Source organism: Pseudomonas nitroreducens (assembly GCF_010994165.1).
Taxonomy (GTDB): domain Bacteria; phylum Pseudomonadota; class Gammaproteobacteria; order Pseudomonadales; family Pseudomonadaceae; genus Pseudomonas; species Pseudomonas nitroreducens.
In genome coordinates, this window is sequence record NZ_WMBX01000002.1 from 1,113,863 (window position 1) to 1,128,067 (window position 14,205).

Annotated in this window: 12 protein-coding genes; 7 read left to right on the forward strand and 5 right to left on the reverse strand. The window is 66.8% G+C overall.

The genetic code is table 11. The features are described 5' to 3' along the window. The first annotated feature begins 7 nt into the window (after nucleotides 1-7). The 6 genes from GJV37_RS12900 (at nucleotide 8) to GJV37_RS12925 (ending at nucleotide 4,809) form a co-directional block, all read left to right on the forward strand. Nucleotides 8-976, forward strand: a complete 969-nt coding sequence (locus GJV37_RS12900; protein ID WP_024764458.1) for a YVTN family beta-propeller repeat protein — start codon at nucleotides 8-10, stop codon at nucleotides 974-976. Beyond that, a complete protein-coding gene (locus tag GJV37_RS12905; protein ID WP_170858767.1) occupies nucleotides 973-1,704 on the forward strand; it encodes an ABC transporter ATP-binding protein in 732 nt (243 codons plus the stop codon). Before GJV37_RS12900 ends, GJV37_RS12905 begins: the two co-directional genes overlap by 4 nt. Next, nucleotides 1,701-2,519, forward strand: coding sequence for an ABC transporter permease (locus GJV37_RS12910; RefSeq protein ID WP_170858768.1), 819 nt, complete (start codon nucleotides 1,701-1,703; stop codon nucleotides 2,517-2,519). Before GJV37_RS12905 ends, GJV37_RS12910 begins: the two co-directional genes overlap by 4 nt. Nucleotides 2,520-2,625: 106 nt before the next feature. Then, nucleotides 2,626-3,195 (forward strand): PQQ-dependent catabolism-associated CXXCW motif protein, encoded by a 570-nt coding sequence (locus tag GJV37_RS12915; protein ID WP_170858769.1) that lies wholly within the window; start codon nucleotides 2,626-2,628, stop codon nucleotides 3,193-3,195. A gap of 42 nt (nucleotides 3,196-3,237) precedes the next feature. Next, complete coding sequence (agmR, locus tag GJV37_RS12920) at nucleotides 3,238-3,903, forward strand: response regulator AgmR (protein WP_193452616.1); 666 nt, start codon at nucleotides 3,238-3,240, stop codon at nucleotides 3,901-3,903. Nucleotides 3,904-3,948: 45 nt separating this feature from the next. Further along, nucleotides 3,949-4,809, forward strand: coding sequence for a DMT family transporter (locus GJV37_RS12925; protein WP_024764453.1), 861 nt, complete (start codon nucleotides 3,949-3,951; stop codon nucleotides 4,807-4,809). A gap of 260 nt (nucleotides 4,810-5,069) precedes the next feature. Here the strand turns inward: GJV37_RS12925 and nahK are convergent, their stop codons facing one another. The 5 genes from nahK to pqqF all read right to left on the reverse strand — a co-directional run bounded on the left by nahK (nucleotide 5,070) and on the right by pqqF (nucleotide 13,511). Next, nucleotides 5,070-7,697 carry a hybrid sensor histidine kinase/response regulator NahK/ErcS' gene (gene nahK, locus GJV37_RS12930; RefSeq protein ID WP_081754004.1) on the reverse strand — a complete coding sequence of 876 codons (2,628 nt, stop codon included), beginning with the start codon at nucleotides 7,695-7,697 and terminating at the stop codon, nucleotides 5,070-5,072. Then, entirely contained in the window at nucleotides 7,627-8,784 is a 1,158-nt protein-coding gene (gene nosP, locus GJV37_RS12935; protein ID WP_024764451.1) for a nitric oxide-sensing protein NosP, read from the reverse strand. The genes nahK and nosP overlap by 71 nt, the downstream gene beginning before the upstream one ends. A gap of 452 nt (nucleotides 8,785-9,236) precedes the next feature. After that, on the reverse strand, nucleotides 9,237-9,629 hold the full coding sequence (locus tag GJV37_RS12940; RefSeq protein WP_024764450.1) for a hypothetical protein: 393 nt from the start codon (nucleotides 9,627-9,629) through the stop codon (nucleotides 9,237-9,239). A gap of 83 nt (nucleotides 9,630-9,712) precedes the next feature. Continuing rightward, nucleotides 9,713-10,915 (reverse strand): porin family protein, encoded by a 1,203-nt coding sequence (locus GJV37_RS12945; RefSeq protein ID WP_024764449.1) that lies wholly within the window; start codon nucleotides 10,913-10,915, stop codon nucleotides 9,713-9,715. A gap of 304 nt (nucleotides 10,916-11,219) precedes the next feature. Then, nucleotides 11,220-13,511, reverse strand: a complete 2,292-nt coding sequence (pqqF, locus tag GJV37_RS12950) for a pyrroloquinoline quinone biosynthesis protein PqqF (protein ID WP_240967271.1) — start codon at nucleotides 13,509-13,511, stop codon at nucleotides 11,220-11,222. A gap of 150 nt (nucleotides 13,512-13,661) precedes the next feature. Here pqqF and GJV37_RS12955 point away from each other — a divergent pair, with 150 nt between their 5' ends. Next, nucleotides 13,662-14,189: a cysteine hydrolase family protein gene (locus GJV37_RS12955; protein WP_065085238.1), complete on the forward strand. Its 528-nt coding sequence runs from the start codon at nucleotides 13,662-13,664 to the stop codon at nucleotides 14,187-14,189. The last annotated feature ends 16 nt before the right edge of the window (nucleotides 14,190-14,205 follow it).

The window sequence follows — 14,205 nt, forward strand, 5'->3', positions numbered from 1 at the left end:
CCTGCCCATGCCCCGCCTGCTTGCCCTCTCCTGCCTGAGCCTCGCGCTCGGCCTGGTACCCACGGCCTTTGCCGCCACCGCCTACGTGTCCAACGAGAAGGACAACAACCTCAGCGTCATCGACCTGGATACCCTGGCCGTCACCGGCACCATCGACACCGGCAAGCGCCCGCGCGGCCTGGCGCTGTCCCACGACAACAAGCTGCTGTACGTCTGCGCCAGCGATTCGGACACCGTGCAGGTGATCGACCTGGCCACCCGCAAGATCATCAAGCAACTGCCCTCCGGCGCCGACCCCGAGCAATTCGCCCTGCACCCCAACGACCGCTGGCTGTATGTCTCCAACGAGGACGATGCGCTGGTCACGGTGGTCGATACCCAGACCGCCCAGGTGCTCGGGCAGATCGACGTCGGCGTCGAGCCAGAAGGCATGGCGGTGAGCCCGGATGGCAAGTGGGCGGTGAACACCAGCGAGACCACCAACATGCTGCACTGGATCGACACCGCGACCCAGAAGCTGGTGGACAGCACCCTGGTGGACCAGCGCCCGCGCCACGCCGAGTTCACCCACGACGGCTCGCAGGTCTGGGTCTCGGCGGAGATCGGCGGCACCGTCAGCGTGGTCGACACCGCCAGCCGCCAGATCCTCAAGACCCTGCGCTTCGCCATCCAGGGCGTGCACCCGGACAAGGTGCAGCCGGTGGGCGTGCAACTGACCCGCGATGGCAAGTACGCCTTCGTCGCCCTCGGCCCGGCCAACCATGTGGCGGTGGTGGATGCGAAGACGTTCGAGGTGCTCGACTACCTGCTGGTGGGCCGCCGCGTCTGGCACCTGGCGTTCACCCCGGACGAGAAGACCCTGCTGGCCACCAACGGCGTCAGCGGCGATGTCTCGGTGATCGATGTCGCCTCGCGCAAGGTCACCAAGTCGATCAAGGTGGGCCGCTATCCGTGGGGCGTGGTGGTGACGCCATGAATGCGCTGACGGTCCGCGACCTCGGCTTCTCCTACGGCTCGCGCCGCGCCCTCGACGGCCTGGAGTTCGAGCTCCCCGCCGGGCGCTTCACCGCCCTGCTGGGGCCCAACGGTGCCGGCAAGTCCACCCTGGTTGCCCTGCTCACCCGGCTCTACGACCTGCAGCAGGGCGAGATCGACGTGCTCGGCTACAGCCTGCGCCAGCAGCCGCGCCTGGCCCTGCGCCAGCTCGGCGTGGTGTTCCAGCAGAGCACCCTGGACCTGGACCTGAGCGTGGAGCAGAACCTGCGCTACCACGCCGCCCTGCATGGCCTGCCGCGCAGCGTGGCGCACGAACGGATCGACGCCGAACTGGCCCGCCAGCACTTGCAGGAGCGCCGTCGCGACAAGGTCCGGGCGCTCAATGGCGGCCATCGCCGCCGCGTGGAGATCGCCCGCGCGCTGCTGCATCGGCCACGCCTGCTGCTGCTCGACGAGGCCAGCGTCGGGCTCGACCCGGCGGCGCGCCAGGCGCTCAACAACCATGTGCGCCGGCTGTGCCGCGAGGATGGCCTGGCGGTGCTCTGGACCACCCACCTGCTGGATGAGGTGCGCGACGAGGATGCGCTGCTGGTGCTCGATCGCGGCCGCCTGGTCGCCCGTGGCGAGGCGCGGGACATCTGCGCGGCGGACGCCGGCGACCTGGAGCGCACCTTCCACCGCCTGACCCGCCTGGAGGCCTGCGCATGAGTGCCCTGGAGAGCCCGCGGCTCGGCCCTGCCGCCTACTGGCAATGCCTGTGCGGCATCGTCAGGCGCGAATGGCTGCGCTTCGTCCTGCAACGCTCGCGTTTCCTCAGCGCGCTGGTGCGGCCGCTGCTCTGGCTGCTGGTGTTCGCCGCCGGCTTCCGCGCCGCGCTGGGCATTTCGATCATCGAGCCGTACGACACCTACGTCACCTACGAGACCTACATCGTGCCGGGGCTGTGCTGCATGATCCTGCTGTTCAACGGCATGCAGGGCTCGCTGTCGATGGTCTACGACCGCGAGATGGGCAGCATGCGCGTGCTGCTGACCAGCCCGCTACCGCGTGCCTTCCTGCTCGCCAGCAAGCTGTTGGCCACCGCGCTGGTGTCGCTGTTGCAGGTCTACGCCTTCCTGCTCATCGCCTGGCTGTATGGCGTGCAGCCGCCGCCGATGGGGCTGGTTGCCGCGCTACCGGCATTGCTGCTGGCCGCCCTGCTGCTGGGCGCGCTGGGGTTGCTGCTGTCCAACGGCATCCGCCAGCTGGAGAACTTTGCCGGGGTGATGAATTTCGTCATCTTCCCTCTGTTCTTCCTCTCCTCCGCGCTCTACCCGTTGTGGAAGATGCGCGAGGCCAGCCAGTGGTTGTACTGGCTGTGCGCGCTGAACCCGTTCAGCCACGCCGTGGAACTGCTGCGCTTCGCCCTGTACGAGCGCTTCAATCCGCTGGCCAGTGGCGTCTGCCTGGGCCTGACGCTGCTCTTCGCCGGCCTTGCCGTGCTGACCTTCAACCCGCAGCACGCCGCCCTGCGCAAGGGGTGAAATCTCCTACTTTGGTACGGGTTTGCCCCTCCGGACGTCGAATTTCCAAAGCGGCAGCGCCGGCATCTAATGGCCACTACAAGAAGAACTAATCAGAGATACCGCCATGCCTCGCCTTGCCACTGCCCTGTACGGCCACGTGAGCGGCTGCCTCGCCGCATGCCTGCTCAGCCTGACGCTTCCGGCCGCGCAGGCCGACGACACGCCGCTGTTCTCCGCAGACGGCTATCGCCAGGCCCAGTACCGCAGCCCGACGCCGCCTTCCGCCGACCACGCCGTCACCCTCGACACCCCCGCCCTGCAGGCGCTGCTCAAGCGCGAGCCGAAGGCCCGGCTGGTGGACGTTTACCGCCGCACCTTCTTGAACGGCCAGTTCGTCGAAGATGAAAAGCACCGCAACCTGCCCGGCAGCCTGTGGCTGGCCAACGTCGGCACCGGCATCCTGGAACCGCAGTGGCAGGCCTACTTCGAACACAATCTCGCCCAACTCACCGAGGGCGATGCCAAGCGGCCGCTGGTGTTCTACTGCCGCTCCGACTGCTGGATGAGCTGGAACGCCATCCGCCGCGCGCATGCGCTGGGCTATGCCAGCCTCTACTGGTACCGTGACGGTATCGACGCCTGGGAGCAGGCGGGACTGCCCTTGCAGGACGCCCAGCCGCAACCCCTGAAGTAACTTGCAATCACCGCCCATAACGACAACAACGAGGTGCAGGCCATGTACAAGATCCTGATCGCCGACGATCACCCGCTGTTCCGCGAGGCGATCCACAACGTCATCGCCGACGGCTTCCCCGGCAGCGAAGTGATGGAGACCGCCGACCTCGACAGCGCCCTGGGCCTGACCCAGGAACACGACGATCTCGACCTGATCCTGCTCGACCTGAACATGCCCGGCATGCATGGCCTGAATGGCCTGATGAGCCTGCGCAACGAGGCGCCGACCATTCCCGTGGTGATCGTCTCCGCCGAGCAGGACAAACAGGTCGTCCTGCAGGCCATCACCTACGGCGCCGTAGGCTTCATCACCAAGTCCTCACCGCGCGTGCAGATGACCGAGGCCATCGAACAGATCCTCAACGGCAACGTCTACCTGCCGTCGGACATCATCCGCACCCAGAAGTCCTCGCCACGCCGCAGCCGCCAGGAAGACCACAGCATCCCGCCAGAACTGCTGCAGGCACTGACCCGCAAGCAACTGCTGGTGCTGGAGCGGATGACCAAGGGCGAGTCGAACAAGCAGATCGCCTACAACCTGGAGATCGCCGAGACCACGGTGAAGGCCCACGTCTCCGCCATCCTGCGCAAGCTGAAGGTGCACAACCGCGTGCAGGCGATTCTCTGCGCGGGCGACATCGACTTCGCCGCCTACCTGCGTCGCTGAAACTTTCATCAGCGTGCCGCTGAGACCGCTACCGGGAACCACTCGATGCCCTCCACCCGCACCCTGAGCCTCACCGGCCTGGCGATGCTTGCCTTCGCCGGCAACTCCATCCTCTGCCGCCTGGCGCTCAAGGCCGCCAGCATCGACGCGGTGAGCTTCACCGGCATCCGCATCCTCTCCGGCGCGCTGATGCTTGCCGTGCTGCTCAGACTGCGCCGCCGCGCCGCCAGCGAAGGGGGCAACTGGCGCGCAGCAGCGGCGCTGTTCGTCTACGCCGCGGCCTTCTCCTACGCCTACGTGCAGCTGGATGCGGGTACCGGCGCCCTGCTGCTGTTCGGCGCGGTGCAGGTGACCATGATCCTGGTCGGCCTGCTGCGCGGCGAACGCCTGCACGGCCAGGCGCTGCTCGGCTTCCTGCTGGCTCTCGGCGGGCTGCTCGCCCAGCTGCTGCCCAGCGCCAGCGCGCCGCCGTTGGCCGGCGCGCTGCTGATGCTGCTGTCGGGTGTGGCCTGGGGGCTGTATTCGTTGCTGGGTCGCCAGGGCAGCGATCCGCTGGCGATCACCACCGGCAATTTCGCGCGCGCCATTGCCTTTGCGGCCTTGCTGGCGGCTTGCTTCCACGCCGATCTGCGGGTGGATGCGATGGGTGTCGTCTATGCCGTGCTGTCCGGCGCGGTGGCGTCGGGCATCGGCTACGCGATCTGGTACAGCGCACTACCGGGTCTGTCGGCGATCCAGGGCGCTTCGGTGCAGTTGAGCGTACCCATTCTCGCCGCCCTTTCCGGCGCCGTGCTGCTCGGCGAGGCGATCAGCCTGCGCCTGGCACTGGTGTCATTGGCGGTGCTCGGCGGGATCGCGCTGATCCTGCTGGCCAAGGTGCGCGCTCCGGCCGCCCAGCGGGCCTGATTCAATCTGTTTTTTGCAGGAGCGAGCTTGCTCGCGAACGATGTTTCCGCGTTGAGCGGTTCGCGAGCAAGCTCGCTCCTACTATTCGTGGGCCTGGGAAGGTCCGTGCAAGCTATTACCCTCTCCCAGAGGATGGGGGCGTATGGTGCAGGATATAACCACAACTTCAGCCTGTACGGACTCCCCCTCTCCCCTTGGGAGAGGGCTGGGGTGAGGGCCGGCCCGAGCGCCGAAACTACCCGCACACTACGGCGCCCAAATCAGTGGGCGCTATCGATCAGATGGCACAGCGCGGTCTTCAGCTTCATCGGCCGCACCGGCTTGTGCATCAGCGTGTGCCCCAGCTCGCGGATCTGCTGCTTCAGCTCGTTGCTGTAGTTGGCGGTGATCATCAGCGCCGGTAGCGGCGTGCCGCGTCGGGCGTTGATCGAGGCGACGGCATCGACGCCGTTCAGCCCCTCGTCCAGGTGGTAATCGACGATCAACAGGTCCGACTCGGCATGGAAATTATCGACCTGCCGCGCCAGGTCCTCCTCCGACAGCGCGGTCACCACCTGGCAACCCCAGGTTTCCAGCAGCGTGCGCATGCCGGCGCAGATCGCGGCATCGTTATCCAGCACCCAGACGCGCGACCCGCGCAGGCGCTCCACCAGGTCGTCGGCGGTACGCTCCGGTTCCGGTTCGGTGCGCGCCACGCGGCGAGCCAAGGGGACTTCGATGGAAAAACGCGACCCCTTGCCCAGCGCCGACTCCACCTGGATACGATGGCCGAGCATGCGTGCGATCTTCTCGACGATCGCCAGCCCCAGCCCCAGCCCGCGGTCCTGGTGAAAGCGCTGCACGTCACCGCGTTTGAACTCCTGGAATATCTCGCCGAGCTTGTCCGCGGCGATGCCCACGCCGGTGTCCCAGACCTCGATCCACAGGCTGTGCCGGCGCCGCCGGCAGCCCAGCAGCACGCGCCCCGAAGGCGTGTAGCGGATGGCGTTGGTCAGCAGGTTGCGCAGGATCCGCGCCAGCAGCTGGATATCGCTGCGCACCTGGGCGCCGCACGGCACGAAATCCAGCACCAGGCCTTCGCTGGCGGCGACCTGGCGGTACTCGGCTGCGAGGTTGCCGAGCAGTTCGCTGACGTCGAACGAGGCGATGTCCGGCTTGATCACCCCGGCATCCAGCTTGGAGATGTCCACCAGAGTACCGAGCAGGGTTTCAACATCCTCCAGCGACTGGCTGATGTTGCGTACCAGCACCTCACCGCTGCGCTCCTGCAGCGCGCTGGTGAACAGCCGCGCGGCGTTCAGCGGCTGCAACAGGTCATGGCTGACGGCGGCGAGGAACTTGGTCTTCGACAGGTTGGCCTGCTCCGCCTCGCGCTTGGCCTCGCGCAGCCGGCCCTCGACCTGGCTGCGTTCGTCGATCTCGCGCTTGAGCTGGTCGTTGAGGCTGGTCAGCTCGGCGGTGCGCTCACGCACCCGCTGCTCCAGGTTCTGGTAGGCCTGGTGCAGCGCCTCGGCGGTGCGGCGGCGCTCGGTGATGTCGCGGATCAGCACGAACAACCCGCTCACCGTGCCGTCGGCCTGTCGGTTGGGCACGTAGGAGCGCTGCATGTAGCGCTCCTGCCCGGCCAGGTTGGTCTCGGCAATCTCGAAGGTCACGCTTTCGCCCGACAGCGCGCGCTCGAAGTACGGCTCCAGCCGCTGGCAGTGTTCGGCGCTGTGCACCTCGCGCAGGTTGCGCCCGAGCATCGAGCCGCTGGGCCAGCGGTACCACTCCTCGTAGACCTTGTTGGTGAAGTCGTAGTCGAGGTCGGCGGTGAGGTAGGCGATCAGCGCCGGTACCTGGTCGGTGATCAGGCGAATCCAGCGCTCGCTCTCACGCAGCGCTTCAGCGTGGCGATAGCGCTCGGTGATGTCGGTGAAGGTGTTGACGAAGCCACCGGTAGGCAGCGCGTGGGTGCGAATCTCGAGCATGCGGCCGTCGAACAGTCTCTGCTCGATCACCCCTTCCGCCTCCCCCTTGCGCGGCCGGCTGCGTGGAGTCAGCAGCGGCAGCTCGCTGTCGGCCATGACCTCGGCAAAGGGTCGGTGTGCCCCGATCGGCGCCAGCCCACAAAGCTCCAGGAAGCGCCGGTTCCACAGTTCCAGCGCGCCATCGGCGCCGACCATGGCCACACCCTGGGACAGGTTATCCACGGCGCGCTGCAGCAGGTGCGACTTCTGCGCCACCGCCTGTTCGCGGCGGGCCATCTCATTCTGCTTGATCTCGGTGATGTCGCTGTAGAGCACGACCAGGCCACCGTCGCGGGTCGGCCGCTCGGTGACGCGCACCCAGCGGTCGTTGCGCAGGCGATAGAGGGTGTGTTCGTCGTCGCTGCTGCGCTGTTCCTCGACGATCAACCCGCTGCTCTGTGCCAGACGGCGCACTTCGGCAAGCCGCGTCCCTGCACCGACACGGGCGCGGGTCTGCGCCCAGAACGCCCGGAAGCGCTCGTTGTAGAGGACGATGCGCTGTTGCGGATCGAACAGCACGAAGGCGTCGGAGATGCTCTCGATGGCGTCGAGCAGGTGCTGGTGCGCGGTCTCGGCGCGCAGGCGGGCATCGCTGAGCAACTGGTTGCTGGACTTCAGCTCGACCATCGCCTCGCTCAGCGCGTCGGTGCGCTCGCGCACCTGCTCGGCCAGTACCACCGAATGCTGGAAGGCGCCGTACGCGTTGTCGCCGCGCGACGTGGCCGACTCGACACGCTCGATCAGCGCTGCATTGATCCGCTGCAGCTTGTGGTTGTCGCGCTCCAGCTCGTCGATCCGCGCGTGCAGCTCAGCCTCCGGCGTTGCCCCGAGGACGGCCAATGGCGACACCGGTGAAGGTCTGGTTGATATGCATGCCATTGAATTGTTCCCCGTAGGTGTTGAAGCCGATCACCTGCTGGCTGCGGAGGAACTCGGCGGTGGGCTCGGTATCGCCGGCCACCTCCAGCTCCAGCCGCCGCAGGAAGCAGTCGCAGCCGATCGTCAGCAGTGGCGGGCCGAGGCGCTCGTGCAGGCGCTGGAACTGCGCCTGGAGCCCCGGCAGCAGCGGGCCGGTGCTCATGGCGGTGAGGACGATGCCGTTCTCCACTGCGCAGTAGAAGGTCAGGCTGAGGTCATCGTTGATCTGCTGGATCGAACGCACGTAGTACTGGTCGCGCACCCGCACCGCCAGCGGGTGCGCCGGGAACAGCGAGAAGTCCAGTTGCTCCAGCGGCACGCCGACCAGGCGGGCGAATTCCAGGGCGGCCGGTTCGGCGTTGAGCTCCAGCACCCGGCGGCTGTCGCTGTCGGCGCGGGTGACCACCAGCTTCTCCTCGCTCGGCAGCACGTGGTGGGTGGTGAACACCTCGAAGTCGAGCCAGGTGTTGAACAGCACCACCACCGCCGCCCCCGTGTGGAACTGGCCCTGGTAGAAGACGTGGGTGTGGGTCAGGTGATTATCGTCACCGGCCGAGCCGCCGAAATGCGGGATGGCACCGAGCGCAGCACTGAGCGCGGCGAGCACCACTTCCTCACGGCTGGAGAGACCGTCGAGCAGGGTCAGGGCGAAACTGTGGTCCTTGATCGGCGCCAGCCCGGCGCTGCGACAGTCCGCCACCAGCGACTCGACCATCTGCTGCGCGTCGATCAGGCTGAAGCGCTCCATCTCGTCCACCAGCGCACAGGAGATGGCGAAGCTGCGCAGGTCGAAGCCCACGGCGGTGACGCAGCCACGCCCATAACCCTGCGGGGTGATCTCGCCGGCGGTGGTGCAGCCGGCCAGGTCGATACCGCCGAAGTACTGCTCCAGCGCGGCGGCCAGCGCTGGCAGGTCGTATTCGGCGGAACAGAAGAACAGCACGAAGCCGAGGTTTGGATGGATCAGCTGGCGCGCCAGGTCCTGGGCGACCGCCTCGACGTCGCGGGCATCGGACATGCCGCGAACGACTCCTTGTGTTTCGTGCATGGCGTACGCCCAGTCAGGATATCGACGCTGGCATTCTACGAAGCGGCCGGGGCGCGCCCCATGCTACTTGTGTCGCGGCGGGTCTATCCGAAAGTAGCGGGGTCGGCTGTAGGAGCGAACTCCGTCCGCGATGCTTTTGAGATCGGTGTTTGTGCGCCGCTTCGGCGTGCTCGCGGACATTTTGTTTCGCCCCCTCGGGCGAGTTCCTTTTGTCAAACGTCGGCTAGCCGCCCTCACAAAAGGAACCAAAAGGTCTTGCCCCTGCATCCGGTTTTTCGCTTGGGGCGAAAAATACCCTCGTTGAATCGCAGTTTCAGGGGCACGCCGCGAAGGGGCACTCCAGAGCATGCGGGTATTCCACTGAAGACCTCACAGTCCAGAGCCAGAGCCATTCCGTAGGGCGCATAACCCGGAACGGGGTATCCGCCGATTGTCACAACGGAATGGCTGCATCAGGCAGCGGGCCAGAACAGCAACGTCAGTACCAGCATCCCGGCGTAGAATCCCGTCTCCACCGTCTCCGTCCAGGGCTGAATCCTGCGCAGCGCGCCGTAGATGTGCACCACCACCATGAATCCCGCCACCGCCGCCAGTACCTCGAAAGTGGTCAGCAGCGCCTCGCCTGTCAGCGCCGCGCGCAGCATCAAGGCTTCGACGATGAGGATGAACGCCCCCAGGCAGCGCCCGAAATACACCGCAAGATCGGTGTGTTCCGGCAACTGCCACTGCATCACCCGCGCCCACAGCAGCGGCACCAGGAAGATGGGCAGGGCGAACACCAGGGTGGTGGCGATGGACAGAACCAGCAGGTAAGTCTGCGCGTGCGCGCTCCACGATCCGATCATGACGAGCCTTCCTTGAAGTGAAGAAAAAAGGCGGGTGACACGCTGTGCCGACCCGCCGAAATGCAGCCAAAGGAGTTGGGGGATTACCAGTTGAGGACGGCGCCCACCGCGAAGGTGTCGGTGTCCTCGCTGACGGTGGAGCCCTTGCGGCCGTCGATTTCGTAGACGTTGTACTCGGCTACCAGCTTCAGGTTGTCGTTGATGGTGCGGAAGTAGGCGATGCCCTTGGTGGAATAGTCTGCTGCGCTGCCCAGGCCGTTGCCGTCGTCGCGGGTCTCGCCGGTGGACAGCGCTACACGGTTCTTGCCCCAGCTGTAGGAGCCCTGCAGCAGCACGCCGCGGCTGTCCACTTCGCGCAGCGCGGCTTCGCCGGCGTTGTTGGTGAAGAACGGGTTGATGCCCTTGGCGGTGAAGCCCGAGCCGGTCAGCGAGAGGCCACCCATCTTCGCCTGGATGCCGTAGCCCAGGCCCTTGGAGGTCACGCTGTCGACTTCGTCGTTGGTGTTCTTCGAGGTCTGGTAGGCGCCGTTGACCCAGCTGTAGATCTGCGCGCCGCCGACATCGAACTGGTAGCTGATCTCGCTCTCGTAGCGCGGGTTGTCCTGGTAGGCCTTGTCGTCGAGGCCGTCGCTGGCGTCCTTGTCGATCTGGTTGGTGTCGATCGGGTCCATGATGCCGACGGCGACGCGTAGACCATCCACCAGGTTGTTGTTGCGGTAGGTGATCTGCGAGGTCGGGAACGGGTACGGGTAGCCGGTGCCGATGTTGCCGAAGGACACGCCCTTGCCATCCACCAGGCCGAGGGTGTCGCTGGCGTTGCCGAAGCCGGCGAGCAGTTCGTCGAGGAAGATGTTGGAGCGCGAGAACAGGCCGAAGTCCTTGCCGATCAGCACCTCGCCCCAGTCGCCGGCGACATTGCCGTAGAACTGGCGAACGTCGATGGCGGTATCGGTGCCGTCCTGCTCGCTGTCGTTGATGGTCACCCAGAACGACGAGCGCCCGGTGAGGGTCAGGCCGTCGATCTTCTTGCCGAAATTGAAGCCGATGTAGTTGGGCAGGAAGCCCATCTTCACCCGCGACTGGCGGCGGTCGTAGGTATCGCCGTTGCGGTCGACGTCGCTGTTCACATAGAAGGCGTTGAAGTAGCCGTCGGTGGAAAAGGTGGTGTCATCCTTGTCGTACAGCAGGATGTCGGCGCGAGCCCCGCTCGACGCTGAAGACAGGGCCAGGGTGGCCAGTGCCAGCGGCAGAAGCTGGCGGCGGACGGCGATGTTGTTCTTGTTCATGGCGCTCTCCGGGTGAATGGAACGACTGCGGTTTCAGTCGTGGCGGAGGCGATTATCGAAATGGCGAAAGCCGCGACATACGCTGCTTTGGCGCCGTTTCACCGGGCCCTTCGGGCGTTCTGCGAGAGCGCTGCGCAAGGCTCTGCGACCGCCACTACCTCAGGCTCGCGGCGATGGTCGCGCAGGGTCGCGACCGCCGGGCCACTACCTGGGACCCGACCCAGGGAGCAGGTCGCGGGGCGTAAGGCAGAAGTCGACCGGGCGACCGCCTTGCGGACGGTACCCTCGGTCGAAAGTACGAGTCTCAGGCGCGGCTGAGCAGCAGCCAGTGGCCGCCCTGGGCAGAGGTCAGCGCGGAATGCGCGGCGCGTAGCTCGGTGCCGCAAAGGCTCTCCAGGGCCTCGGCCATGAGTGCCCGGTGAGGCGGCAGGACACCCGCCAACTGGTCATGCCAGGCCTGCTGCAGACGCTCGGCGAAATCGCCCGGCGCGCGGACCAGTTCGGCAGCCAGCGAAGCACGCAGGCTGTCGACACGCTGCGGGTCGATGCGCAGCAGGGCCTCGCCCTGCTGGTAGAGGAAGCTGTCCACCTCGGCCTGCAATTCAACAGCCGAGAGCAGCGGCGACTGCACTGCGAAGAGGATGCCGCGCCGCATGCCTATCTGGCGGAAACCACAGTACAGCGCATAAGCCAGCTGCCGTTCACCGCGCAGCCAATGGAAGAAAGCCGGTTCCAGCACACGCGCCAGCAGGCGCCACGCGGCTTCGTCCGCCACCGAGCGGGACACCAGTGGGCAGAACAGCAGCAACGCTGCTTCGCCCGGCATCTCCAGCACCTGGCGGTGACGGCCGGGCGGCCCGCTGCGCGGTGGCAGCGGGCTGGCGCTCGAGTGATCGGCCAGGGTATTCGGCAACTCGATACCCAGGGCCAGGGCGTCCCAGTGAGCAGCCGACCAGTCCGGCAGCGCTTCGCTGTCCCCCGCCAGCACCTGCGGCAGCAGGTCGATCAATTGACGGATGGGCATTTCGCCTTCGCGGCGACGGCGTTCGGCCGCCAGCAGGCGCGCGCCCTGCCCCAGTACTGCGGCTGGAGGATGCTGGAGGGCATTGATAGCGCACTCGGCCAGGTCGGCGAGCTGGTTTCTGGCGCCGGACAGCAGCAGCGCCCAGTCACTTTCCAGGGCTTCCAGGCGCAGCGTGACACCTTCGTGCCGTGCCGCGCCAGCCAACGGGCGCAACACCTGCCGGGCACTGAGGAAGGCCTGTCGGCCCGGCGCCTGGGGGAAGCGCCAGCGCAGGTGCAGGGCTGCGGGCTCGCTGTCGGCCGGAAGCTGCATCGGTGCAAAGGACCAGGGCTCGGCACGCAGCGGTTCGGCGGCGCGCTTCGCGCAGCGCACGACGTCGAGAATGAAGCCGGCCGAGGTCAGGGATTCGCCGATCACCGACTCCGAGGCCAACAGGCGGATCATTCGCGACGCCACCAATTGGCCGAGCCAGACCGACGACGGGTCGCTGCGCGCTCTGCGCTGCAACTGCGCCAATGAGCCCGTTGCCCCATCGGCAGGCGCAGCGGCGAGCACATCCGCCGGCAACTTGCGCAGCGCCTCCAGCCAGGAGAGAAAGGCCGACTCCACGAGATCGGCCGTGGACGCTTCGGCCAGTTCGAAATCGAAACGCAGCAACGCCTGGCCGTCGGCGAAGCGGCTCAGGCGCGCACGAGCACTGTCGGCCAGCCCGTTCTGCCCCAGGCAGGCCAGCAGCGAGCCGGGTGCCTCGTCGGCCAGCCAGCCCTGCAGTTGCTCCAGCAGCGCGCCGCCCTCGCCCGCCATGCCATCCAGGGCGAATGCCAGGACCAGCCGTGGCGCGCCCGGCAGGCGCAGTTTCAGCTCCTCACCGCTGAGGGGCAGAAGGGATTCCCGGCCAGTGCTTGCAACGGCCGCGCCCAGGGGAAACACACTCCCTTCACGCTCCGCCAGTATCGCCAGCTCTTCCAGTGTTTGCGGGCCCTGCAACCAGAGTTCCAGCGCACCGCCGACCTGGCAGGAGCGGATGAAATCACGCAGCGCCTGCTGGAACTCGGCGCTTTCCACCTTCAAGGTGTCGCGCCGGCCGGCCACGAAGCGCCCCAGCGCGTGCCCCGGCGCCACCGCCAAGGCCAGGGCGGCGTCGATCAGGGTGTCGGGATCGCGGCCGCGGGCAAGAAACTCGGCCTCCAGCACTTCACGTTCAGCCACCTGCACGGCTTCATCCAGGCGCGGTCGCGCGAGCATGTCCAGCAGGCGTGCCAATCCGTCCCCCAATGCATCGGCCGGCACCTCGAAGAAGTAGTCGGTCTGCCGCGCGCGGGTACTGGCGTTGACCCGCCCTCCGCGCGCCTGCACCCAGGGCATCAGTCGCTCACCCTCGACGAAGCGTTCGCCGCAAAGGAACAGCAGGTGTTCGGTGAAATGCGCAAGGCCGGGGAAGGCTTCGGGCTCATCGTGGCTGCCCCGGGCAATGCGCAGCAGCGCAGCGGCGTGGCTGGCGCCGGGAGCATGAACGACAGTGGCACGCAGGCCGTTGGCGAGAATCAAGGTCTTGGCGGGGATATTGTTCATCGACATCCGGTCCGGTTCATGGCCGACACCATCGCCCAAGCCGGGGCAAAGGGAAATACGGCTTTGGCAGCAAATGTCCGCCGGCATTGGCCCGCCGCACTCGGGCGGCTACCATTCCCAGCTTCATCGCCCCTTCGGAATTTTCCCGCCATGAGCACCGCCCTGCTGATCATCGACGTCCAGTCCGACCTGTGCACCGGCGACTTCGCCTGTTTCGACATAGACAACGTGCTGCAGCGCATCAACAGCCTGAGCCACTCGGCGCGCGAGGCCGGCGTGCCGGTGGTGCTGGTGCAGCACGAGGATGACGATCTGCAGTATGGCAGCGCCGGCTGGCAGCTGGAACCGCGCCTGCTCACCCATCACTCCGACCTGAAGGTGCGCAAGACCACCCCGGACTCCTTCCTGCGCACCGACCTGGGCGAACACCTGCATTCACGTGGCATCGATCACCTGGTGATCTGCGGCCTGCAGAGCGACTACTGCGTCGATACCACCACCCGCCGCGCCCTGGCCCAGGGCTATGCGGTGACGCTGGTGGGCGATGCCCATTCCACCGTCGACAACGCCGTGCTCAGCGCCGCGCAGATCACCGCGCACCACAATGCGGTGCTGGGCAGCATCAGCAGTTTCGGCCCCCGCGCCAAGGTCGTGGCAACTGCCGACGTGCACTTCTGAAGCCCGCCACGAGATA